Source organism: Methylobacterium sp. CB376 (assembly GCF_029714205.1).
In the GTDB taxonomy this organism is placed as follows: domain Bacteria; phylum Pseudomonadota; class Alphaproteobacteria; order Rhizobiales; family Beijerinckiaceae; genus Methylobacterium.
This window is the reverse complement of the sequence record NZ_CP121648.1, coordinates 6,767,555-6,790,000: the sequence shown is the minus strand read 5'-3', so window position 1 is coordinate 6,790,000 and position 22,446 is coordinate 6,767,555. Positions and strand designations below refer to the sequence as shown.

Genomic DNA, 22,446 nt, shown 5'->3' with positions numbered 1-22,446 from the left:
GGCGGGCTCCGGATCGGGCACCAGGACGGCCATGCGGTCCCCGTCCCAGCGCGCCGCGGTGGCGTCGCCGTCGAGGGCCGCGAGGAGCCGGATCGTCGCGGCCTGGGCCAGGGCGTCCCCGAGCCCGTGCCCGAGCTCCTCCGAGGCTTCCTTGAGCCCCTCGAGGTGCAGCAGCAGCGCGGCGACCGGCCCGGCGACCAGGCGGGCGGCCAGGATCTCGGTGAGGTGGCGCCGGTTCGGCAGGCCGGTGACGGGGTCGCGGTCGGCGAGGTTGAGGAGCCGCCCGTCGCCCTCCGCGACGTCCCGGATCACCGCCCCCATGCACATCCCCTCGGCGCCGGTCCAGACCGAGAGCGTGAGTTCGACCGCCACCTCGCTGCCGTCCCGGCGCAGGCCGGTGAATTGCACGGTCCGGCCGGCGAGGCGCGTCCCGCCCTCCCCGAGGACGCGGGCCATGCCTTCGCGGTGGCGGGCCCGGGCGCGCTGCGGCACGATGACCTCGACCGGCAGCCCGACGAGGTCGCCCGGCCCGTAGCCGAAGAGGCGCTCGCTCGCCTGGTTGGCGAAGCCGATGCGGCCGTCCGGATCGACGGAGAGGAGCGCGAGTTCCGTGGCGGCCGCGAAGCGCGTGATCTCCGCGTCGCGCCGGCCCTGGCGCCGCAGGTCGAGCTGGGTCATCATCAGGCGCGCGAGGTCGGCGAGGCGCCCCCGCCCGGCCGCGTCGAGGGCGGGGCGCGGGGCATGGTCGAGGACGCAGATCGCCCCGATGCGCGCCCCGCTCGGCGTGACCAGGGGCGCGCCCGCGTAGAAGCGCAGGGCGAGGTCGCCCCGCACCAGCGGATTGTCGCGGAAGCGCGGGTCCCGGCTGGCATCCGGGACCACCATGACCTCGTCGCTCTCGATCGTGTGCGTGCAGAAGGAGACCGATCGGGGCGTCCGCGGCAGGTCGAGGCCGTGGCGCGCCTTGAGCCACTGCGTGTCCTCGCCGATCAGCGTCACGGCGGCCCAGGGCGTCCCGAACAGGGCGGCGGCCAGGGAGGCGATGCGGTCGATCTCCGGTTCGGGCGCGCTGTCGGCGATCCGGTAGGCCGCGAGTTCCCGCAGGCGCCTCTCCTCCGCGGGCATGTCCTCGCCGGGCGAGGCGCCGTCCGCGCGGGCAAACGAATCGACCATCTTCCCCACGTCCACCGATCCGCACCCCGGGCGCGGTATGCAACCCAGTGTCCAGCCGCAGACGTTAACATATGCTTTTGTTACGCTCGGGCGCCCGGCGCCGGCGAGCACCTGATCCGCACTGACGCGGCGGGCGCGCTGCTCTTGAACACTCGCCCGTCCAGAGCGGCGCGGCGATCGTGACCGGCCGCATCGCCCGCGCGATGGATCGCGGGCCCGAACCGGGGAAGTCGACGCGCGGGAACCCGACGGACGATCCTGCCGGATGCCCGTGCGGGCGCGGCGGACGGCCCCGCCGGCGCGCCGGCACGGGATCGGACCGCTGCTGACTGAGGATGGTCTGGGGATCTGCCGGCGGCCCGCCGGTCTCGCGCGTCGCGGCGGGTCTGGCAGGCGGGTCGGCGCTCTCTCGTCGCCGCGCGCCGCCGCCATCGGCGGCCGCGGCGCTCGCGGGCAGGGCCGCGCGGGAGCGGGCCGCCCGGCGGAGTTCAGTGGACGGAGCGGACGGCCGGCGCCTCCCGGGCCAGGCGGGCCTGCTGGATGATCGACGCCTCGTAGAGCTCCGCCTGGGCGCGGGTCAGGCCACTCACCAGCACGCTGGTGCCGCGATACACCGTGTATGTCCCGTCCTGGGTCGGTTTCACCCGGATCGCGTCCTGGGTGGTAACAGCGTCTGAAGCCATGCGAGGCCTCCCCTTGTGCGCTGGATTTCGCGAACGTTCCGCGATGAACGCGACGTTAACGAAATGTGGCCCCTGCGCAAGGGGCGCGCCTTTTTCCAAGCTGATTCGGGCCGGCAATGCGGCAGAATGCCAGGGGACGCGAAGCGCTCTCGGGGACGCGAAGCGGTCTCGGGGACGCGACGCACTCTCGGTGACGCAATGCGTCCTCAGGAGGGTGCGCGTTCCGTTGGGGCAAGGGCCGACGGGGACAGGTCGCGCGGGGCGCTCGGCAGCGTCCACCAGCCCACGGCCGACTGGACCGCGAGCGTCATCACGACGAGGAGCACGGTCACGAGGGCGTGCCGGCGGAACACGGGAGCCGGCACGGCCGGAACGCCGGCCGCTTCGGTCTCCAGAGGCTCCGGCTCGAGCGGCAGCAGCGAGGTGTAGATCCCCGCGGGCTGGCCGGCCGACCGGTGGAAGGGTCCAATGCTGAACATCGGCGACTCCTGTCGAGGGCCCCTGGGACGCGGGCCATCGGATCGGAGGAAGATTAACAGATGCTGAACAAAGAGCCACCCCCGGCGCTCCATCCGGCCTAAATTGCCGCCAATGCGAGGGGTTTTCCCGCCGTTCCGCCTCCCCGGCGCCCCCGGGGAGCGTCAGGACCGGCGCGGCGGGTCCCGGCTCAGGCCGCGCCGGGCGAGTTCGTCGCAGTAGCGGGCGAACCGCTCCTCCCGGGTCGCGCCGAGCTCGCGCAGGTAGGTCCAGGAGAAGATCCCGGTATCGTGCAGGTCGTCGAAGCCGAGCTTGACCGCGTAATTGCCGACCGGGGTCACCGACAGGATCTGGACCTCGCGCTTGCCGCCGATCCACTGGCGCTCGGAGGGGGCATGGCCCTGGACCTCGGCCGAGGGACTCTCCACCCGCAGGTACTCGGCCGGCAGGGCGTAGGCGGCGCCGTCCGCGAAGGTCACGTGCAGAACGCGCTTGTCCCGCGCCAGGCGGATCTCGGTCGGCCAGTCTGCATCGCTCATGGGGCTTCTCCCGGGGCTCTCCCGCCGGCCGCTTGCTCGCCGCCGCATCTGCCCTCATATGCAGGGGGCGGCCCGGCCGCCAGAGATCGGGCGGTCCACGGGGCCGCACCCCGGTCCCGGCAGGCCGCCAGAGAGGAGCGTCCAGCCCGCCATGTGGGGTCCCGCCGACGAGACGACGCGCCCGGCGCCCACGCGGCCGGCGCCCCTGATCGACCCCTTCCAGCGGGCGATCACCTACCTGCGCGTCTCGGTGACCGATCGCTGCGACCTGCGCTGCGTCTACTGCATGGCGGAGGACATGACCTTCCTCCCCCGGCGCGACCTGCTCACCCTGGAGGAGCTCGACCGGGTCTGCGCGGTCTTCGTCGCGCGCGGGGTGCGCAAGCTGCGCATCACCGGCGGCGAGCCCCTGGTGCGGCGGGACATCATGCGGCTCTTCCGCGGCCTGTCGCGGCACCTCGCCTCGGGCGCCCTCGACGAGCTCACGCTGACCACGAACGGCACCCGGCTCGCCCAGTACGCGGCCGAACTCGCCGATCTCGGGGTGCGGCGGATCAACGTCTCCCTCGACACCCTCGATCCGGCCCGCTTCCGCGCCATCACCCGCCGGGGCGACCTCCCGGTCGTCCTCGGCGGCATCGCGGCGGCGCGGGCCGCCGGGATCCGGGTCAAGATCAACGCCGTGGCGCTGCGGGGCGTGAACGAGGACGAGATCGTCCCGATGCTCGAATGGGCCCACGGCGAGGGCATGGACCTGACCCTCATCGAGGTCATGCCGCTCGGCGAGATCGAGCCCGACCGGGCCGACCAGTTCCTGCCCCTCTCGGTGGTGCGCGAGCGCCTCGACGCCCGTTTCCGCCTGACGCCGCTGCCCGACCGCACCGGCGGCCCGGCCCGCTACGTGCGGGTGGAGGAGACCGGCGGGCGGCTCGGCTTCATCACGCCGCTGACCCATAATTTCTGCGAGAGCTGCAACCGGGTGCGCCTCACCTGCACGGGCAGGCTCTACATGTGCCTCGGCCAGGAGGACGCGGCGGATCTGCGCGCGCCCCTGCGCGCCTCGCCGGACGACGCGCTGGTGGCCGAAGCGATCACCGAGGCGATCACCCGCAAGCCCAAGGGCCACGACTTCGTCATCGCGCGCGCGGCGCGCCCGGCCGTGCCGCGGCACATGAGCACCACCGGCGGCTGAGCCGTCAGGGAAGCAGGAGCAGGCTGCCGCGGCTGCGCCCGGATTCGAGGTCGCGCTGCGCCCGCCCGGCCTCGGCGAGCGGGTAGGTGCCGCCGATCTCGCCGGCGATCCCCTCCCGCATCGCGGCGAGCACGGCGCGGGCCGCCTCCGGGTAGCGCGCGCGGTCCGCCGCGTAGGCCATCACGCTCGGCCGGGCGAGGGACAGGGAGCGGCGCGGCCCGACCTCCTCCACGGCGAGCGGCGGGATCGGCCCCGCCGCCTGCCCGACGCTCGCCACGGTGCCGAAGGGCCGCAGGCAGGCGAGCGTGCGCGCCAGCATCCCGCCCCCGATCCCGTCGATGGCGAAGTCGACGCCGCGCCCCCGCGTGAGGTCGGCGACCCGCGCGGGAAGGTCGGCGTCGCGGCCGACGATCACGGCGGCGGCCCCGCTCGCGCGGGCCGCCTGCGCCTTCTCCTCGGACCCGACCGTGCCGATCACCACCGCGCCGAGGCGCGAGGCCCAGCGCGTGACCAGCGCCCCGAGCCCGCCCGCCGCGGCATGGACCAGCAGCACGCTCCCGGCCGTCACCGGACAGGTGAGCGTCAGCAGCATGTGGGCGGTCAGGCCGCGCAGCAGCGAGGCCGCGGCGGCCTCGTCGGAGATCGCCTCCGGCAGGGGAATCGCCCGCCAGGCCGGGAGCAGGCGCGTCGCCGCATAGGCGCCGGGCACTCCCGCATAGGCCACCCGCTCCCCCGGGGCGAGGCCCGCGACGCCGGGCCCGACCGCCTCGACGACGCCCGCCCCCTCGACTCCGGGCACCGCCGGGAGCGGCAGTTCGTAGAGGCCCGTGCGGTGATAGATGTCCATGAAGTTCACGCCGATCGCCCGGTGCCGGAGCCGGATCTCGCCCGGGCCGGGCTCCTCGGCGCCGCAGGGGACGACCTCCAGCCGCTCGACCTCCCCGCACGCGGCCATCTGCACCTTCACGTCCATGGCATCCTCCATCGGGTGACGGGCGAGTGTCCGGCGTGGCGGGCCGGGCGGAAATTCCCTATTCTCGGCCCTCCTTTGTGCGAAACTTCACAGGGGGCATCCGGCGCGAGGAGGATTCTTCAGGTGGATTGGGACGGCCTGCGGCACTTCGCGGCGCTCGCGGAGGAGGGCAGCCTCTCGGCCGCGGCGCGGCGCCTGGGCGTCGAGCACGCGACGGTGGCGCGCCGGGTCGCCGCCCTGGAGGCGCAGCTCGGCCTCAGGCTCGTCGACCGGCGCGGGCGCCGGCTGGTCCTGACGCCGGAGGGCGCGCGGATCGCCATCCTCGCCGCCCGCATGGAGCGGGAGGCCCAGGCGATCGGGCGCGCCGCGGCGGGCACGCGGTCGAGCCTCGTCGGCGAGGTGACGCTGAGCGCGCCGCCCGCCCTCGCGGCCGCGCGCCTGATGGCCCCGTTGGCGGCCCTGCAGGCGCGGCATCCCGGCCTGACGATCCGCCTGCGCGCCGAGACGCGGCACGCCTCCCTGGCGCGGCGGGAGGCCGAGGTGGCGGTGCGGCTGAGCCGCCCGGAGACCGGCGAGGTCGCCGTCAGCAGGCTCGGCGAGATGACCTTCCGGCTCTACGCCAACCCGGATTCCCTCCGCGGCCGGCCGGAGGCGGCGTGGCGCTTCGTCGGGGCGGACGGCGCGATGCAGGGCTCGCCCCAGCAGGTCGCCCTGGAGGCGGTGGCAGCCGGGCGGCCCTTCGCGGTCCGGGCCGAGAGCGTCGAGATCCAGGCCGCCGCGGCGCGCGCCGGCGCCGGGATCGCGATGCTGCCGGATTTCCTGGCCGCCGCCGACCCGCTCCTGGCGCCGCTCCGCCCGCAGGATCCGCCGCTGCGCCGCGAGATCTGGCTCGTGGTCCACGCCGACCTGCGCGCGGCGCCGGCGGTCCGCGCCGTCACCGCCTGCCTGCGCGACGCCTTCGCGGGCCCGCCGCCAGCGCCCGAGGGGTGAGGCTCATCCGACATCCGGGTGATGGCTTCGCCACGCGGATCCCGGATCACAGCCGATAGGCCATCCGCACCCCGCCCCAGTGCCGCCCGTGCACGCGCACCGGCGCCGAGACCTCGCGCAGGGGCGCCGCCCGCCCCTCCTCCGGGCGGAGCTGGACCAGGAAGGGGCGCATCGAGCGGGCCGCCGCGAGCCCGGCGGGATCGTCGTGGAAGCGCTGGTGGCGCGCGTGGCGGGCCGTCCAGTCCGGGTCGCCGGGACGGGGCTCCTGCGCGAAGCGGCGGTTGTGCACCGGGGCGTAGCCGTTGCGGTCGACCGCGAAGCAATGGGCGAGGCGCGCATCCGCGAGCAGGGGCGGCTCCAGGAGCGGCGGCAGGATCTCCTCCAGGACGGGGCCGGCCGCGGTGAGGAAGCGCGGCGGCGCGCTGCCGGGAACCGGGGCGTAGGCCGGGTCGAACAGGGCGTCGCGGGGGAGCCGGCCGAGGCCGAGAGCGCCCTCCAGGGCCTGCCCGACCTCGGCGGCGAGGTCCTGGGCCGCCGCCACCAGGGGGCGATGGGCCGCCTCGATCCGCGCCAGGGCCGGCGCGCAGCGCGCGGCATCGGCCTCCCGCGCGAAGGCGCAGTGGAGGCCCCGGGGGCTGGTCCCGACCACCCGCACGGCGACCCGGCCGATCCCGCGCAGGTCGAGGTCGAGGAGGCTGCCGGGCGCGGCCGCGACCCCGGCGGGGGGCGTGAGCAGGAGCCCGCCGGCGCCGAGATCGACCACGCGCCCGAGGCCCCGCCGCCCCAGCCGGGCCGGGAGATCGAGCGGGTAGCGGTCGTGCAGGCGCCGGTCGCCGATCTCGGCATGGCGCAGGGCCGCGACGAGGCGGGGCCCGGAGCCGGCGAGGCCCCGCGCCGCCGCCTCGGCCGCCGCCGCGCGCAGCACCGCGCCCGACGCCGCGACCAGCGCCTCGGCCAGGTCGCCGCCGAGCCGGTCGGCCTCCTCGGCGATCCCCCGGGCCGTCCCGGCGATGGCCTCGGCTTGGTCGGCCTGGGCGCCGCTCGCCGCCCGCAGGGTGGCGAGCACCGGGCCGAGGCCGGCCACCGAGGCCGCCGCCATCCCGGCCGCGGCGGTCGCGGCCGCGGCCCCGTCCTCGCAGCGGCGGCCGAGCTGCCGGATCGCCTCCCCGGCCCGCAGGCCCTCGGCCGCGAGCCGCGCCGCGTCGCGGGCCATCCGGGCGCAGCCCTCGCCGGCCTCGCCGAGGCGCGCCGCCTCGATCGTGGCCTGGTGGGCGAGGAGGTTGGCCTCGCGGGCGACGACCGCCACCCGGTCGACGGCGCGGGCGATGGCCTCGGCGGCGTCCGCGAGCAGGCCCGCCGCGCGGCGGGCCTCGGCGTGGCTCTCCCCGGCCTGGTCGAGGTGGCGGCCCGCCTGTTCGAGCACGGCGCCGAGGCCGGCCGCCTCCCCGGCCAGGATGTCGGCCGCCGCCGCGATGCCGCGGCCGTCCTCGGCGAGGTCCCGCGGGATGCCGGCGGCGAGGCGCCCGGCCGCGGCCGCGTAGCCCTCCTGCGCGGCGGACGCCGCGGCGGCGAAGGAGGTCGTCGCGCCGGTGAGGTCGCGGGCCGCGCGGGCGACCTCCGCCTCGACGGCATCGACGAGGTCGAGCCCCGCCCGGCGCGTGGGCGCGGCCCATCCGCCCGGGGCGGGGCGGGGCCGCGGCGCCTCGGGCGGGAGCAGCTCGACGGCCTCGAGGGGATCCTGCGGCGTGCGGGTGCGGGTCGGGCGCATGGCGCCATCAGGCGGGTCGCCGCTTAAAGGCGGATTAACCCTGGGGCCGCCCGTCCGCCGCGGTTGCGCGCGCCGCCCCGGCCGTGGCAAGGGTCCGCGTCACGCCAGAACGGCGCGTCCCGCCAGACGGGCCGCGTCCCGCCGAGCCCCTGCCCGGATGAGCCGCCTCTCCTCGCGCCTCCTCGTCCTCCTCAGCCTCGCCGCCCTGCCGGTGCCGGCCGCGCTGCCGGCGCGGGCCGCCGGCCTGCCGGAGCCGGTGCGGATCGCCACCGAGGGCGGCAACCCGCCCTTCAACTACGTCGAGGACGGCCGGCCGGCCGGGTTCGAGGTCGATCTCGCCGAGGCCCTGTGCGGGCAGGCGCGCCTCACCTGCCGGATCGTCACCCACCAGTGGGACGGGATCATCCGGGGCCTCGAAGCGGGCGAGTACGACGCCATCATGGCGTCCCTCGCGATCACCGAGAAGCGCCGGGGCCGCATCGCCTTCTCGCGCCCCTACTACCGCATCCCCTCCGCCTTCATGGCCCGCCGCGACGCCCCGGCGCCCCCCCTCGACCCGGCCTCCCTGAAGGGCCGGGCGATCGGCGTCGCCGCGCGCTCGCGCGAACTCGCCTACCTGGAGGCGCGGGCGCCGGGCGCGGATCTGCGCGTCTTCGATTCCGTGAAGGATGCCGGCTACGACCTGCGCCTCGGCCGGCTCGATCTCGTGCTCGGCGACAAGCGCGAGCTCTCGGAGATCCTGGCGCTCCACGACGGCGCGGCCTGCTGCCGGCTGGTCGGCGACGTGCCGCCGGGCGATCCGCTCCTCGGCGAGGGCGTCGGGATCGGCCTGCGCAAGGGCGACGACGCCCTGCGGGAGGCCCTCGACGAGGCGCTCGCCGCCCTCGTCCGGGACGGCACCTACGACCGCATCCGGGCCAAGTACCTGCCGTTCGACACCAAGTGAGCCGGGACTCGCCGGGCAGCGCCGCGCGGCCCCGGCCGGCATTCCAGCAAGGGAGGATTCATCCATGGCGAAGGTCGCGTTCCTGGGTCTCGGCGTGATGGGGGCCCCGATGGCCCGCCACCTCGCCGCCAAGGGCCACGAGGTCACCGTCTACAATCGCACGGCCGCCAAGGCGCAGGCCTGGGTGGCGGCCCATGGCGGCCAATCGGCCGCGACCCCGGCCGAGGCGGCCGCCGGCCGGGAGATCGTGTTCGCCTGCGTGGGCAACGACGACGACCTGCGGGCGGTGACGACGGGGCCGGAGGGCGCCTTCGGGGCGATGGCGCCGGGCGCGGTCTTCGTCGACCACACCACCGCCTCGGCGGACGTGGCCCGCGACCTCGCCGCGGCGGCCTCCGCCTCCGGCTTCGGCTTCGTCGACGCCCCGGTCTCCGGCGGCCAGGCCGGGGCCGAGAACGGCGTGCTCACGGTGATGTGCGGCGGGGAGCCCGGGACCTACGCGCGGGTCGAGCCCGCGATCCTGGCCTATGCCCGCTCCTGCCGGTTGATGGGCCCGGCCGGCGCCGGCCAGCTCACCAAGATGGTCAACCAGATCTGCATCGCCGGGCTGGTCCAGGGGCTCGCCGAGGGGATCCACTTCGGCAAGCGCGCCGGCCTCGACATCGAGGCCGTGCTCGACGTGATCTCCAAGGGGGCGGCCGGCTCCTGGCAGATGGAGAACCGCGGCAGGACCATGAACCAGAACAAGTTCGATTTCGGCTTCGCGGTCGACTGGATGCGCAAGGACCTCGCGATCGTGCTCGCCGAGGCCCACCGCAACGGCGCCCTGCTGCCGGTAACGGCCCTGGTCGACCAGTTCTACGCCGAGGTGCAGCGCCTCGGCGGCGGGCGCTGGGACACGTCGAGCCTGATCGCCCGCCTGGAGCGCTGAGGCGGTAGCCGGGCCGGCCTCCCCGCGCCGGCCCGGCGGGACCGGTCCCGCGGCGACCCGCGGCACCGCGGCAACGGACGACCCGGCGCCGAGGCTCCCGCGCGGGAGCCTCGGCGCGGGCGGGTCTACCCTCCCGCCTCCCGCATCGCCGCCTCCGGCGCGAGCCAGCGCCAGCCTGCCCCGGCCTGGTGGCGGAACCACGTCACCTGGCGCTTGGCGTAGGCCCGCGTGTCCGCCTGCCCCCGGGCGACCGCCTCCTCGCGGGTGAGCGCCCCGTCCAGGAAGGCGATCAGGCCCGGCACCCCGTGGGCCCGCATCACCGGCAGCATCGGGTCGAGGCGGCGGGCGCGCAGGCGCGCCACCTCGTCGAGGGCGCCCTCCTCCATCATGGCGAGGAAGCGCGCGTCGATCCGGGCCCGCAGGAGCGCCCGATCCGGGACCAGGAAGAGCTTGTCGCAGGGCATTCCCGCGAGCGGTCCCGGCCGGCGGCTGCCCTGGAAGGCCGAGAGCGGGCGCCCGGTGGCGGCGAGCACCTCCAGGGCCCGCAGCACCCGCAGGCGGTCGTGGGCGCCGAGCCGCGCCGCGCCCTCCGGGTCGCGCCGGGCGAGGTCGGCGTGGAGGGCGGCGGTCTCGCGGCCCTCCGCCTCCGCCCGCAGGGCGGTCCGCACCGCCTCCGGCACCGGCGGGATCTCGGAGAGGCCCTCCAGCAGCGCCTTGAAGTAGAGCCCGGTGCCGCCGACCACGATCGGCAGGCCTCCCGCCGCCCAGACCTCCCGCAGCACCTCCCCCACCGCGGCGAGGTAGTGGCCGACCGAGAAATTCACCGCGCCGTCGACGCTGCCGTAGAGGCGGTGGGGCGCCTGCGCCTCCTCGGCGGGGTTCGGGCGGGCGGTCAGCACGCGCAGATCCGCGTAGACCTGCATCGAGTCGGCGTTGATCACCACGCCGCCCCGCGCGCGGGCCAGCGCCAGGGCCAGCGCCGACTTGCCCGAGGCGGTCGGCCCTGCGATGAGGATCGCCCGCCCGGCCATGCCGTCGGTCCCCATGCCGTCGCGCCCTTCTCCGAGTTCCGTCATGACCCTTGTGGCGACCCTGATAGCAAACCCGGCGCGTCCCGCCATCACGGACGCGGTGCTGGCCGAGACCCGGCGCGTGCTCGCGACCGGGCATCAGCCGCGCATCCTGCACGGGGAGGTCGCCGCCGAGGTGCTGGTTCCCGGCGCGCCCGAATCCGCTCCGGCCCTCGCCGCGCGGCTGCGCGCGGCGCTCGGCGACGAGCCGGTCGACGTGGCGGTCCTGCCCGCCGGCGCGCATCGGCGCAAGCGGCTGTTCCTCGCCGACATGGACTCGACCATGATCGGCCAGGAATGCATCGACGAACTCGCCGACACGATCGGCCTCAAGGACCGCGTCGCGGCGATCACCGAGCGGGCGATGCGCGGCGAGGTCGCCTTCGAGCCGGCCCTGCGCGAGCGGGTGGCCCTGCTGAAGGGCCTCGCCCTGGAGACGGTGGCGGCGGTGATCGAGGAGCGCATCACGCTCAATCCCGGCGGGCGCACCCTGGTGCGGACCATGCGGGCGCACGGGGCCCACACGGTGCTGGTCTCGGGGGGCTTCACCCTGTTCACCGGCCCGGTCGCGGAGCGGATCGGCTTCCACGAGCACCGGGCGAACCGCCTCATCGTGGCGGAGGGCCGGCTCACCGGCGCCGTCGAGGAGCCGATCGTCGGGCGCGACGCCAAGCGCGAGACCCTGGTCGCCCTGCGCGAGCGCCTCGGCCTCGACGCGGCCGAGACCCTGGCGGTGGGCGACGGCGCCAACGACCTCGCCATGCTGGCGGAGGCCGGGCTCGGGGTCGCCTACCGGGCCAAGCCCGCCGTGGCGGCGACGGCCCGGGCGCGGGTCGAGCACGGGGACCTCACCGCCCTCCTGTACCTGCAGGGCTACGCGGCGGCCGAGTTCGTGGACTGAGCGGCCCCGCCGCGGCTAAACCGGACCCATGGCGACCGGATTGATCACCCATCCCGACGGGCAGGACCGCTGCTGGTGGCCCGGCACCGACCCGCTCTACGTCGCCTACCACGACACCGAGTGGGGCGTGCCGGAACACGACGACCGGGCCCTGTTCGAGAAGCTGATCCTCGACGGGTTCCAGGCCGGCCTGTCCTGGATCACCATCCTGCGCCGCCGCGACGCCTTCCGGCGGGCCTTCGCGGGGTTCGATCCCGCCGCGATCGCGCGCTTCGGCGAGGCCGAGACCGAGGCCCTGATGCGGGACACCGGCATCGTCCGCAACCGCGCCAAGATCGTCGGCACCGTCCGCAGCGCCCGGGCCTACCTGGCGATCCAGGAGCGCGGCCCGGGCTTCTCCGCCTTCCTGTGGGATTTCGTGGACGGGCGCCCGATCCAGGGCACCGCCCGCGACCGCGCCGGCATCGCCACCGAGACCGACGTCTCGCGCCGGATGTCGAAGGCGCTCAGGGCGGAGGGGTTCGGCTTCTGCGGCCCGACCATCGTGCACGCCTTCATGCAGGCGGTCGGGATGGTGAACGACCACCTCGTCGGCTGCTGCCGGCACGGGCCCTGCGCCGCCCTGCCGGGTCCCGGCGGCCTCGGGTCGCGCCGGTGAGCCCGGCCCCCCGCGCCTGGCAGCGCATGCTGTCGGGCCGCCGCCTCGACCTCCTCGATCCCTCGCCGGTCGACATCGAGATCGAGGACATCGCCCACGGCCTCGCGCGGGTGGCGCGCTGGAACGGCCAGACCGCCGGGCCCCACGTCTTCTCGGTCGCCCAGCACGCGCTCCTGGTCGAGGCGCTGGGCGGCGGGCTCAGGCCGGAGGCGGGCGCGGCCGAGCGCCTCGACCTCCTGCTGCACGACGCGCCCGAATACGTGATCGGCGACATCATCTCGCCCTTCAAGGCGGCGATCGGCGAATCCTACAAGGCGGTCGAGGCGCGGCTGCTCGCGGCGATCCGCCTGCGCTTCGGCCTGTCCCCGCAGCCCGCCCCCGCGATGCAGCGCCTGATCAAGCGCGCCGACCGGCTCTCGGCCTTCCTCGAGGCGACGCGGCTCGCCGGCTTCTCGCGGGCCGAGGCGCTCAAGGTCTTCGGCCGGCCCGAGCCGGTGCGGGTGCCGGTCGAGGCCCTGCTCGACCCCTGGCCCACCGCCGCCGCGCAGGCGCGCTTCCTCGCCCGCTTCGCGGCGCTCGCCGAGGCGCGGGGGCGCGGCCGCGCCGAGACCCTCGCCGACGAGCCCCTCCCCGACAAGCCCCTCCCCGCCGACCCGCCTCCCCCAGGGACCTGACCCGATGCCCCGGCTCCACGTCTGCTCGCTGTCGCGCCTCGCCGAGACCGTGGCGGAATCCGGCGCGCGCCACGTCGTCACCCTCATCAATGTCGGCACGCCGGTGGTGCGGCCGGCCGCGATCGCTCCCGACAACCACCTCTTCATCGGCGTCAGCGACATCACCGCCCCGATGGACGACCATGTCCTGCCCGAGCGGGCCCACGTGGAGCGCCTGATCGCCTTCGTGCGGGCCTGGGGCCGCGAGGCGCCCCTGGTGCTGCACTGCTACGCCGGCATCAGCCGCTCGACGGCGGCGGCCTACATCGCCGCCTGCGCCCTCAAGCCCCGGCACGACGAGGCCGAGATCGCCCGGGCGCTGCGCGCCGCCTCCCCGTCCGCCACGCCCAATCCCCGCCTCGTCGCGGTGGCGGACGACCTGCTCGGCCGGGAGGGCCGCATGGTGGCCGCCATCGCGGCGATCGGGCGCGGGGCCGACGCCTTCGAGGGCACCCCCTTCAGCCTCGCGATCGACTGAGCGCCCGCGGCGGGCCGGGCGGGTCGGGTGCTGCCGGGCGCGGCATCTCTGACCCAGGGTCATGGTCAGGAAACATAATTCCTTGCACCATATTGCAGGTGTGCGTTTTCGCACTCTGTTTTATTGTGCAGCGCACTCATCACTTGTGCATTGCGACAAGGCGTGTTTCTATTGGGGTAACAGCAACAATACTTTTGGAGCCAGCCATGCGGTTCTCCCTCCTCGCCTGCGCCTGCCTCGTCGCCGTCTCCACCGTGCCGGCCTGCGCGCAGGACGGCGCCGTCACGGTGTTTCCGCCGCTCTCGCGGATGATGGTCCGGCAGGCCCGGATCGAGCGGCCGGCGGCCGAACTCACCACCACGCCGCAGCCGGTGGCTCCGGCCCGCGAGCCCGGGCAGCGCGTCGCGCAGGCCCGCTGAGGGCAGGGATCCGCGGGGGCGGCGCCGGGGCGCGGATCGCTGCCCTCACGCGACGGTCCGTGCTAAGGGGGGCGCATGAAGATCGACGGCCGCCCCTATCGCACCATCTTTCCCGAGCCGGGCGGCGACGCCGTCCTGGTGATCGACCAGACCCGGCTCCCCTTCGCCTTCGAGATCCGCCGCCTCGCCCGGGCCGAGGAGGCGGCGGAGGCCATCCGCACCATGGTGGTGCGCGGGGCGCCGCTGATCGGCGTCACCGCCGCCTACGGGCTCGCCCTCGGGCTGCGCGAGGACCCCTCCGATGCGGGGCTGGCGCGGTTCGGCGCGATGCTCGCGGCGACGCGGCCCACCGCCGTCAACCTGCGCTGGGCGCTGGACCGCCTCGGCGCGACCCTGCGTCCCCTGCCGCCGGACATCCGCGCGGCCCAGGCCTTCGCGGAGGCCGGGCGGATCGCCGAGGAGGACGTGGCGAATTGCCGGGCGATCGGCCAGCACGGCTCGCGGCTGATCGCCGAGGCGGCGCGCGCCAGGGGCGGGCGGGTCACCGTGCTCACCCATTGCAACGCGGGCTGGCTCGCCACCGTCGATTGGGGCACGGCGCTCGCGCCGATCTACGCGGCCCACGATGCCGGGGTGCCGGTCCACGTCCTGGTGGACGAGACGCGGCCCCGCAATCAGGGGGCGGCGCTGACCGCCTTCGAGCTGCACGCGCACGGGGTGCCCCACACGGTGATCGCCGACAATGCCGGCGGGCACCTGATGCAGCACGGGCAGGTCGATCTCTGCATCGTCGGCTCCGACCGCACCACCGCGACGGGCGACGTCTGCAACAAGATCGGCACCTACCTCAAGGCTCTGGCGGCCCACGACAACCGGGTGCCCTTCTACGCCGCCCTGCCGGTCTCGACGATCGACTGGACGCTGCGGGACGGCGTGGCCGAGATCCCGATCGAGGAGCGGGACGCCCGCGAGGTGACCCACCTCACCGGCCGCACCGCGGACGGGGGCTTCGCGACGGTGCAGGTGGTGTCGCCCGGGAGCCCGGTGGCGAACCCGGCCTTCGACGTCACGCCGGCGCGCCTCGTCACCGGCCTGATCACCGAGCGCGGCGTCACCGAGGCCAGCGCCGAGGGCCTGCTGCGGCTCTATCCGGAGCGCCGGGCGGCGGCGTGATCTCCCCGGCCGAACCGGCCCGGAAGCCTCCCCGTCTCCGCGCCGAGCGGTGACGGGACCGCCTCAGCGCCGGCCGCCGAAGCCGCCCGGCGCGCCGCCCGGTCCGGCTCCGCCGGGCGCCCCGAACCCGCCCGGCCCGCCCAAGCCGCCCGGATCTCCCGGCAGCCGCCGATCGAGCGAGAGCCCGCCGCGGCCGATTCCCGCGGGCGCCCCCGGCATCCGGCGGTCGAGGCCGAACCCGCCCGGCCCCGGCGCGGCCGGCCGCTCCGGCCCGGCCCGCCGAAGCCGCCCCGATCGGTCGGACCGGCCCCGCCCGGCCGCGCCCCGCCCTCGGACGATCCCGGGCGCAGGCGCAAATCCCGCGCGGTCAGGCGCCCCGCAGGCCCCGCCGCCGCCTCGATCACCGCGAGCCCGCCGCCGCGCGGCAGCGCCGGCGCGCTCCCGGCGACCGCGAGCCCCGAGCCGAGGCGCAGGCGCCCGCCCTCCCGCGCCACGTAGGCCTCGAGCGAGACTCGCCCGACCTCCGGCCCGAACGGCGCCTCGGCCGAGCGGCCCTCCACCACGGCGCGGCCCCCGACGAGGCCGGGCGCCAGCCCCGGCAGTGGCAGGGCGCCGATCCGCGGCGTGCCGCCGGGGTCCCGGCGCACCGGCCCGGCGACGCGGCTCGGCAGGTCCCCGGCCGGATCGACGCGGCTCGCCGCGATGCGCCCGTCCGGCCGCCGCAGCCCGCTCACCGCCACGCGCTCGCCGAGGCGCCAGGAGCGCGCCGCCGCCGCCCCGGCCGTGACCACGCTCTGGCCGAGCACGGTGAGCCGGCCCCGCCCGACCGCGCTCACCGGGCCCACCACCTCGTGGACCACGTCGATCCGCGCCGCGGAGACTCCCGCCTCGCCCGCGCGCGCCACCACCTGCACCACCTGGTCGAGCCGGAGGTCGGACGCGGTCGCGGGCCGCCCGTCGATGGCGACCGGCACGTCCGGCGCGTAGGCGATGCGCAGATCGTTGACCACGATGCTGCCGAAGGCCCGGATCGTGCCGATGACGCCGGTGCCGCCGATGCCGCGGTCCCCCTCCTCGTCGCCCGGCCGGGTGCCGGTGCCGCCGATGCCCTGATCGCGGATGCCGTCGCCCGCCGCCCCAGCCGGGCGCGGAAGGGCGAGCGCGGCGCCGCCGGAGAGGAGGCGCAGGAGGGCGCGGCGGCTGAGCGCGTCGGCCAAGGCGGGGATCCTCACGCGGCCGGGGTCGCGGGCGGCGGGGCCGGCGCCTCCTCGCTGTACATGTCGATGCCGAAATTCCAGCGCGCCGCGCCCCCCGGATCGGTCTCGCAGGCGGCGTGGGCCTCGCGGTTGGCCTGCTGGAGCGCCTCCATGGCGATCTCGCGCGCCCGCGCCTCCAGGCGCCGGGCGAGGTCCGGCGACAGGCCGTCGTAGTGCCCTGCCGCTGCCCTCGCGCGCCATGGCGGGGCGCGCCCTCGCAATCGTCCTGGCGCTGGGGATCCCGCTCGCGGCGGCGCCCGCGGCGGGTCACCTCCGCCCGGCCGCGTCCTCCCGGTGAGGCGATCGGCGATGACGCCCCCTCGGCGGGACCCGGCCGGCAGGGTGATCCGGTTCCCGGCCCCGGAACTCGGCGGCCGCTGGGCGGCGCCCCGCCCGGCCGGCAAGGCGGAGGATGGCGGCGCGACGGTCGTGCTGCTCGGGCTCCTCCTCGTGATCGGCGGCTCCGTGCTGCTGGTGGCGCTCCAGACGCTGCTGATCCTGCGCACGCTCTGACGCCTCCTCCGGCCGCTCCGCGGCCCCGCAGCGGGCGGGGCCGCGCCCCTCTGCCAGCCACGGCTGACATCCATGATCCGAACGATCCTCCTCGGGGCGCTCGGCGGCGCCTGCCTCGGCACGGCGTCCCTCGCGGCGGACCTGCCCCGCAAGGCGGCCCCGCCTCCCCTGCCGTGGCGCCGGTCGTCACCTGGACGGGCTTCTCCGCGGGCGCGAATGCCGGCCACGGCTTCGGCGCGGGGAGCGGCCGCTTCACCGATCCGACCTCCGGCGCGGTCGCGACCCGCGGCGGCTTCGCCGCCGGAGGCGGCAGCCTGCCCTCCTTCGCGTCAGCCGACACGGGGTCCCTGCCCGGCACCGTGCGCACCGCCTGACGGCCGAGGGGCATCGCGGAGGCGATCACCGACCTGTTCAGCGCCAAGCTCGAAGGCCTCTCCGTCGACCTCGACCGCGGGCGCGCCACGACGATCCACGGCGCCGCGACGGGTGCCCATTCCGGCATGGGGCGCGAGGGATCCGAATTCGGCCTGGTCCGGGCCGGCCTGAACGACCGGTTCTCGCCGTTCCGAGTTCCCCCAGCCTCGGAACGGCGAGATGGGCCGGAGGTGCGCGCGCCTCCGGCCCGACCCGCCTCCGCGGGCGCGCCGCGGCACTGCCCTTGCGTCACGGCCTCCGCTCACCCGACGGAGGTCTCATGGATGTCTCGACGCTCGCGGCCTTCGCGGTCGCCTTCACGGCCTTCGCGGCGAGCCCCGGCCCCGACAACATCGCCATCGTGGCCCGCACCGTCTCGCACGGCGCACGATCGGGTCTCGCCTACGGGGCCGGCATGGTGGCCGGCATCCTGACGGTGCTGCTCCTCTCGGCCCTGGGCCTGTCCGCCCTCGCGGCGCGGATGGAATCGGCGATGACCGTGCTGCGCTACGCGGGCGCCGCCTCCCTCGTCCTGGCCGGGATCCGGCTGTGGTCGGCGCCCGCCGCGGCCCCGGGGGCGGGGCCGGCGCCCGGCCGGCGCGGCGTCGCCTCGGCCTTCGCGGCGGGGCTCGCCCTCAATCTCGGCAACCCGAAGATGCCGCTCTTCTCTCTGGCGCTGCTGCCCAACGTGGTCGGGACGTCGCTGACCCTGCGCGAGACCGGCCTGCTCGCCGCCATCATCGTCGCGGTCGAGATCGGGGTGGTCGGGGCCTACATCCTGTCGGCGCGGCGCGCCCGGGCGCTCCTGCGCGAGCCCAGGGCCCTCCGGCGGGCGAACCGCGCGGCGGGCGGCCTGATGATCGGGGCTGGCCCCGCCGCGGCAACGGCCCGCTGAGGCGAGCGTCGCCGCGATCGGGCGCCGGCCGGATCGCCGCGATCGGGCGGCGCCCCGTCGCCGCGATCAGGCGGCGACCAGATCCTGCGCCTCGCGGCGCGCCGGCGCGGGCCGCGGCAGCGGCCCCTGCAGGGCGGTCTCGGCCTCGCGGCGGGAACTCATCCGCACGAGTTCGGACCAGCGCAGGGCGACCTCGTGCCGGGCGACGAGCCGGCCGCGCAGGTCGAACTTGCGCCAGCCGCAGCTGTCGCGGCCCTGCGCGTCCGTCTCGTCGTAGGTCTCGTAGCGGGCGACGACCTGGCCGGCCGGATCGACCTCCGTGTGGAACCAGCACACGCCGTCCGCCGGGCCACCGCGGCTGCGAGAGCCCATGATCATCAACCTGTGCGCGACAGGGATTCGGAAGATGGTCTCGAAGACGGGGGGCTGGAACAGCATGGTGCCTGGTCTCTCCTCCCTTGGCCCGGTGTCGCGGGGCCGTCAGAACCGGCCTGCATAATGGGAATGGTGCGCCGCAGCACCCGCAGCGTCAAGCGCCCCGGATCGAGCGCCGGGGGTGACGAAGCCAGCCGTTGCCCTCACTGTCGGCGGCACGAGGAGGTCCGCCCATGCGTCGCTTCCGGCTCGCCACGCCCACCCCGTCCGGGGCGGCATACCTGTCAGGGGGTCGGCGCCGGCGGGCAGGCCGCATCCGGGCCCTCGCGGCGCCCCCGGCGCCGCGAGGGCCGGCTCCCGGCCCGAACTCCGTCAGACGCCGCAAGGCCTTGCGGCGCAGCGGCGCCCTCCCGCCGGCGGCGCGGCGCGGCGCCTGCCGCCCGGTCACGCCCCCGCGCGGAGAGGTCCGGCGCCGCGCGCGACGGCGGGGCGCGCCGCTCCCCGGCGCGGTGCGGGAGCGGGAGGCGCGAGCGCGCCATCACAGGCGCGTGAGCGGTCGCGGCCGGCGGCGTCATCTCGTACCAATTGGCGAGACGGCCGGGCCGAAACGACCCACCGTCCCGGTTCGGCCGGGCGGTGATTCGGACCTCGACCCGGCCGCGCCTGCCCCCTCGCGTCCCGCGGCCGGACCCGCGCCGCGCCCCGAGGCGCCGGCGCCTCGATCGCCACGCACAGGAGCTTCGCCATGCGACGCCACCGCCACGCCAAGATCGTCGCCACCGTCGGGCCGGCGAGCGCCGCCCCGGAGCGCCTGCGGGCGCTCTTCCTCGCCGGGGTCGACACGTTCCGGCTGAACTTCTCGCACGGGAGCCACGACGACCACGCCCGGGTCTACGCGGCGATCCGCGCCCTCGAGCGGGACACCGGGCGACCGATCGGCGTCCTGCAGGACCTGCAGGGGCCGAAGATCCGGCTCGGCACCGTCGCGGGCGGGCGCCTGGCCCTGGAGGCGGGCGAGGCCGTGCGCTTCGTGCGCGAGGGAGAGGCCGGCGGCGCGGACGCGATCCCGCTGCCGCATCCCGAGATCTTCGCCGCGGTGACGCCCGGCCAGGACCTGCTCATCGACGACGGGCGGGTGCGCGTGCGGGTGACGGGCGTGACGGACGAGCGCCTCGACGCCGAGGTGGTGACGGGGGGCGTCGTCTCCGACCGCAAGGGCGTGAACCTGCCGGGCACCGTGCTGGCGCTCTCGCCCCTGACCGCGAAGGACCGGGCCGACCTCGCCTTCGGGCTCGACCTCGGCGTGGACTGGGTCGCCCTCTCCTTCGTGCAGACGCCCTCCGACGTGATCGAGGCGCGCGGGCTGATCGGCGGCCGGGCCGGGCTGATGACCAAGATCGAGAAGCCCTCGGCGCTGGAGCACATCGAGGACATCGTGCGGCTCTCGGACGCCGTAATGGTGGCGCGCGGCGATCTCGGGGTGGAGCTGCCGCCCGAGGACGTGCCGGGCCGCCAGAAGGAGCTGGTGCGCGCCTGCCGCCACGCGGTGAAGCCGGTGATCGTGGCGACCCAGATGCTCGACTCGATGGTCTCGGCCCCGAGCCCGACCCGGGCGGAGGCGTCGGACGTGGCGACCGCGGTCTATGACGGCGCCGACGCGGTGATGCTCTCGGCCGAGTCGGCGGTCGGCCAGTACCCGGTCGAGGCGGTGGCGATGATGGACCGGATCATCCGCCGCACCGAGCAGCACCGGCTCTACCGCTCCCTCGTGGCGGCGAGCGAGCCGGAGGTGGAGGACAGCCCGCCCCACGCGGTGGCGGCGGCGGCCGCGGGGCTCGCCGACGCGATCGACGCCAAGGCGATCGTCGCCTTCACGTCGAGCGGCACGACGGCGGCGCGCATCGCCCGCAAGCGGCCGCACGTGCCGATCCTGGCGGTGACGCCCGATGCCGGCGTGTCGCGCCGCCTCAGCCTGTACTGGGGGGCGCACAGCGTCCTGTCGGACGACGTCTCCTCCTACGAGCAGATGGTGGCGCGGGCGGCCGAGATGGCGGGCCAGGAGGGTTTCGCCCAGAGCCCCGACCTGATCGTGGTGGTGGCCGGCATCCCGTTCGGCACGCCGGGCACCACCAACAACCTGCGGGTGGTGGAACTCGGCCGCGCCGGAGGGTGAGGGCCGGCCTGCGGGCCGCAGGACGCCGTGCGCAAGGGGGGCGGTCGGCGGCCCGAGCGGGCGGGGCGCCCGCCGCGCCGGCTCAGCCCCGGTCGATCCGCGCCTCGGCGGCGGCGACGCGGCAGACGTTGCGGGCCGGGCCCAGTTCGGCGAGCGGCGTCTGACCGGTCGCGCGGGCGACGCGGGTCGGGCGGGCCGGCAGGCGGGCCATCGCCACCTGCACGGAGGGGGACGGGGCGGCGGAGGGCATGCCCTCCCGCTCGCCGCGCGGGCGCTTCTCGTAGAAGGCGTTGCCGCCCGCCAGGGCCACGTAGTGCATGTTCCGGTAGGGGAAGCGCAGCCCCGCGGTGTGGAAGAACATCGCGCCGCCGACGCCGTCGTGGCGCTGGCCGGCGAGGACCGCGTCCGCGACCTGCTCGACCTTCTCGCGGTCCTGGTCGCGCATCGGCTTGCGCAGCACGCCGGCCGCGAACTGGCGCGGCTGGCCGACGACGCCGCAGATCGATTCCGGGTAGGAGGCTGCCTGCAGGCGGTTCATCACCACCGTGCCGACCGCGAGCAGCCCCTCGTCGCTCGACCGGTTGGACTCGAAATACATCGCGCGGGCGAGGCACTCGCGATCGGCGGCGGTCACCGCGGCGACGCGCTTCCCGTTCGGCAGCGAGCCGGTGGTCGCCACCCGGTCGAAGCCGGGAGCCAGGACGCCGCAGCCGCCCAGATGAGGCGCGCAGGCGAGAACCACCAGACCGGCGGCCAGAGACATCGATCGCGCTCGCGGCATGCACCCCCCGAAGCTTGCAGTCACGCTTTGGCACAAGCTCGACGGCAAATGTGGCAGAGGATTGGCAACGATCCGGCCAAGATGCCACTCTTTTGCCTTGACAGGCCCGTCTATGATTCGGCGCGGGGCCGGAGGCGGCGTCTCTTGCGCTGCGGCAAGCCTCGCCGCAGAGGTACGGACCGGCAGGGCGGCCGCCGAGGAGCTCCGCCGGGCGGAGGGACCCGCATGGTCGAGGACGAGGCGACGCTCCCGAAGGCGCAGGGTCCGGCGGCGACCGGCATCGCCTTCGCGGTGACCACGGCGGGGCCGGACGGCGTCACGCTCGCGGTCTCGTTCGGCCCGCGCACCTACCCGGTCCGGCTGAGCGCCGCCGAGGCCGCCGATCTCGGCCTCACGCTCATCGCCACCGCCTCGGTCTCCGCCGACCGCGACCACCCGGTCCCGCCCGGCACCGCGGTAGAGAATTGCTTCTTCCCGGTGCTGCGCTGGACGGCGGGCCGGCTCGCGCCGGAGCACCCCGCCCTCTCCCTCACGGTCGCGGAGGGGACCGAGATCGCCTTCGCGTTCAGCCCGGACGCCGCGCGCGGCTGCGCGCGCGACCTCGCGCGCAGCGCCCGCCCCTCCCTGCGCGAGCGCCTGCAGCGGACCCTGCCGGCCCTGCAGCAGGCCCTGCCGGCCCTGCGGCGCGCCTCGCAGGAGCTGCGGCAGGCGCTCCCGGCCCTGCGCCGCGGCCGCGCCCCGTGAGGCGGCGGGCGCCGGCCCGCAGGCCTGCCGCGCCAGACCAACGGTCCTGTCTCACGACCGTCGGTTCCGGTCTCGCATCGTCGTCACGCCATCGGCGTGCGTCGACGATCCGAGAGGGTCGACGGTCCGATGCGCCGGCATCCCGGGCCGTCGGGATCAGGGCGGAACTCGGCTCCTGGAGGCCGCTCGCCGGGATGCACGGCTGGGGAAT

Annotated in this window: 25 protein-coding genes and 1 pseudogene (1 of these 26 running past the window's edge); 15 read left to right on the top strand and 11 right to left on the bottom strand. The window is 76.2% G+C overall.

Features of this window, described 5'->3' with window-relative positions; all coding sequences use genetic code 11:
• From QA634_RS31285 to QA634_RS31270, 4 genes are all read right to left on the bottom strand, one after another.
• Positions 1-1,173 carry the 5' portion of a bifunctional diguanylate cyclase/phosphodiesterase gene (locus QA634_RS31285; protein ID WP_265576467.1) on the bottom strand. Its footprint begins 1,041 nt before the window's first position, so only the first 1,173 of its 2,214 coding nucleotides appear in the window; it begins with the start codon at positions 1,171-1,173; the stop codon falls past the left edge of the window.
• Positions 1,174-1,661: 488 nt separating this feature from the next.
• Complete coding sequence (locus tag QA634_RS31280; protein ID WP_012335844.1) at positions 1,662-1,856, bottom strand: hypothetical protein; 195 nt, start codon at positions 1,854-1,856, stop codon at positions 1,662-1,664.
• A gap of 206 nt (positions 1,857-2,062) precedes the next feature.
• Positions 2,063-2,335 carry a hypothetical protein gene (locus QA634_RS31275; RefSeq protein WP_012335843.1) on the bottom strand — a complete coding sequence of 91 codons (273 nt, stop codon included), beginning with the start codon at positions 2,333-2,335 and terminating at the stop codon, positions 2,063-2,065.
• 162 nt (positions 2,336-2,497) lie between these two features.
• A complete protein-coding gene (locus QA634_RS31270) occupies positions 2,498-2,872 on the bottom strand; it encodes a gamma-butyrobetaine hydroxylase-like domain-containing protein (protein WP_012335842.1) in 375 nt (124 codons plus the stop codon).
• Between the two features lie 151 nt (positions 2,873-3,023).
• On the opposite strand from QA634_RS31270, the gene moaA reads away from it, so the two are divergent.
• Complete coding sequence (gene moaA, locus QA634_RS31265) at positions 3,024-4,064, top strand: GTP 3',8-cyclase MoaA (RefSeq protein ID WP_012335841.1); 1,041 nt, start codon at positions 3,024-3,026, stop codon at positions 4,062-4,064.
• A 4-nt stretch (positions 4,065-4,068) separates the two neighbouring features.
• Here the strand turns inward: moaA and QA634_RS31260 are convergent, their stop codons facing one another.
• A complete protein-coding gene (locus QA634_RS31260; RefSeq protein ID WP_012335840.1) occupies positions 4,069-5,037 on the bottom strand; it encodes a quinone oxidoreductase family protein in 969 nt (322 codons plus the stop codon).
• A 123-nt stretch (positions 5,038-5,160) separates the two neighbouring features.
• Between QA634_RS31260 and QA634_RS31255 the strand changes: the two genes are divergently transcribed.
• Positions 5,161-6,027, top strand: coding sequence for a LysR family transcriptional regulator (locus tag QA634_RS31255; protein ID WP_012335839.1), 867 nt, complete (start codon positions 5,161-5,163; stop codon positions 6,025-6,027).
• Positions 6,028-6,073: 46 nt separating this feature from the next.
• Here QA634_RS31255 and QA634_RS31250 read toward each other — a convergent pair whose 3' ends face one another.
• Positions 6,074-7,795: a methyl-accepting chemotaxis protein gene (locus tag QA634_RS31250; RefSeq protein ID WP_012335838.1), complete on the bottom strand. Its 1,722-nt coding sequence runs from the start codon at positions 7,793-7,795 to the stop codon at positions 6,074-6,076.
• A 157-nt stretch (positions 7,796-7,952) separates the two neighbouring features.
• On the opposite strand from QA634_RS31250, the gene QA634_RS31245 reads away from it, so the two are divergent.
• On the top strand, positions 7,953-8,741 hold the full coding sequence (locus tag QA634_RS31245; protein ID WP_012335837.1) for a transporter substrate-binding domain-containing protein: 789 nt from the start codon (positions 7,953-7,955) through the stop codon (positions 8,739-8,741).
• 64 nt (positions 8,742-8,805) lie between these two features.
• A complete protein-coding gene (locus QA634_RS31240; protein ID WP_012335836.1) occupies positions 8,806-9,672 on the top strand; it encodes an NAD(P)-dependent oxidoreductase in 867 nt (288 codons plus the stop codon).
• Between the two features lie 125 nt (positions 9,673-9,797).
• Here the strand turns inward: QA634_RS31240 and miaA are convergent, their stop codons facing one another.
• A complete protein-coding gene (gene miaA / locus QA634_RS31235; RefSeq protein WP_012335835.1) occupies positions 9,798-10,718 on the bottom strand; it encodes a tRNA (adenosine(37)-N6)-dimethylallyltransferase MiaA in 921 nt (306 codons plus the stop codon).
• Positions 10,719-10,746: 28 nt separating this feature from the next.
• On the opposite strand from miaA, the gene serB reads away from it, so the two are divergent.
• From serB to mtnA, 6 genes are all read left to right on the top strand, one after another.
• Complete coding sequence (serB, locus tag QA634_RS31230) at positions 10,747-11,643, top strand: phosphoserine phosphatase SerB (protein ID WP_012335834.1); 897 nt, start codon at positions 10,747-10,749, stop codon at positions 11,641-11,643.
• Positions 11,644-11,671: 28 nt separating this feature from the next.
• Complete coding sequence (locus tag QA634_RS31225; RefSeq protein ID WP_012335833.1) at positions 11,672-12,301, top strand: DNA-3-methyladenine glycosylase I; 630 nt, start codon at positions 11,672-11,674, stop codon at positions 12,299-12,301.
• A gap of 26 nt (positions 12,302-12,327) precedes the next feature.
• A complete protein-coding gene (locus QA634_RS31220) occupies positions 12,328-12,975 on the top strand; it encodes an HD family hydrolase (protein WP_018263562.1) in 648 nt (215 codons plus the stop codon).
• A 4-nt stretch (positions 12,976-12,979) separates the two neighbouring features.
• Positions 12,980-13,492, top strand: a complete 513-nt coding sequence (locus QA634_RS31215; protein ID WP_012335831.1) for a tyrosine phosphatase family protein — start codon at positions 12,980-12,982, stop codon at positions 13,490-13,492.
• Between the two features lie 206 nt (positions 13,493-13,698).
• The gene (locus QA634_RS31210; protein ID WP_012335830.1) at positions 13,699-13,911 is read left to right on the top strand and encodes a hypothetical protein; all 213 of its coding nucleotides are present in this window, start codon (positions 13,699-13,701) and stop codon (positions 13,909-13,911) included.
• Positions 13,912-13,986: 75 nt separating this feature from the next.
• Positions 13,987-15,084, top strand: coding sequence for an S-methyl-5-thioribose-1-phosphate isomerase (mtnA, locus tag QA634_RS31205; protein WP_012335829.1), 1,098 nt, complete (start codon positions 13,987-13,989; stop codon positions 15,082-15,084).
• Here mtnA and QA634_RS31200 read toward each other — a convergent pair.
• Positions 15,057-16,301 carry a DUF5666 domain-containing protein gene (locus QA634_RS31200; RefSeq protein WP_012335828.1) on the bottom strand — a complete coding sequence of 415 codons (1,245 nt, stop codon included), beginning with the start codon at positions 16,299-16,301 and terminating at the stop codon, positions 15,057-15,059. The two genes, mtnA and QA634_RS31200, sit on opposite strands and share 28 nt — an antisense overlap.
• A gap of 11 nt (positions 16,302-16,312) precedes the next feature.
• Positions 16,313-16,549 (bottom strand): annotated as a pseudogene (locus tag QA634_RS31195) (DUF6502 family protein); the annotation flags it as partial.
• A gap of 100 nt (positions 16,550-16,649) precedes the next feature.
• Here QA634_RS31195 and QA634_RS31190 point away from each other — a divergent pair.
• The 3 genes from QA634_RS31190 to QA634_RS31180 all read left to right on the top strand — a co-directional run bounded on the left by QA634_RS31190 (position 16,650) and on the right by QA634_RS31180 (position 18,162).
• Positions 16,650-16,853, top strand: coding sequence for a hypothetical protein (locus tag QA634_RS31190; RefSeq protein ID WP_012335827.1), 204 nt, complete (start codon positions 16,650-16,652; stop codon positions 16,851-16,853).
• A gap of 173 nt (positions 16,854-17,026) precedes the next feature.
• On the top strand, positions 17,027-17,227 hold the full coding sequence (locus QA634_RS31185) for a hypothetical protein (RefSeq protein ID WP_012335826.1): 201 nt from the start codon (positions 17,027-17,029) through the stop codon (positions 17,225-17,227).
• 320 nt (positions 17,228-17,547) lie between these two features.
• Positions 17,548-18,162 carry a LysE family translocator gene (locus QA634_RS31180; protein ID WP_012335825.1) on the top strand — a complete coding sequence of 205 codons (615 nt, stop codon included), beginning with the start codon at positions 17,548-17,550 and terminating at the stop codon, positions 18,160-18,162.
• A gap of 66 nt (positions 18,163-18,228) precedes the next feature.
• Here the strand turns inward: QA634_RS31180 and QA634_RS31175 are convergent, their stop codons facing one another.
• A complete protein-coding gene (locus QA634_RS31175) occupies positions 18,229-18,534 on the bottom strand; it encodes a hypothetical protein (protein WP_265576466.1) in 306 nt (101 codons plus the stop codon).
• A gap of 748 nt (positions 18,535-19,282) precedes the next feature.
• Between QA634_RS31175 and pyk the strand changes: the two genes are divergently transcribed.
• Positions 19,283-20,710, top strand: coding sequence for a pyruvate kinase (pyk, locus tag QA634_RS31170; protein ID WP_012335823.1), 1,428 nt, complete (start codon positions 19,283-19,285; stop codon positions 20,708-20,710).
• Positions 20,711-20,792: 82 nt separating this feature from the next.
• Here pyk and QA634_RS31165 read toward each other — a convergent pair whose 3' ends face one another.
• Positions 20,793-21,473 (bottom strand): cell wall hydrolase, encoded by a 681-nt coding sequence (locus QA634_RS31165; protein WP_012335822.1) that lies wholly within the window; start codon positions 21,471-21,473, stop codon positions 20,793-20,795.
• A 243-nt stretch (positions 21,474-21,716) separates the two neighbouring features.
• Between QA634_RS31165 and QA634_RS31160 the strand changes: the two genes are divergently transcribed.
• A complete protein-coding gene (locus QA634_RS31160) occupies positions 21,717-22,235 on the top strand; it encodes a hypothetical protein (protein ID WP_012335821.1) in 519 nt (172 codons plus the stop codon).
• The last annotated feature ends 211 nt before the right edge of the window (positions 22,236-22,446 follow it).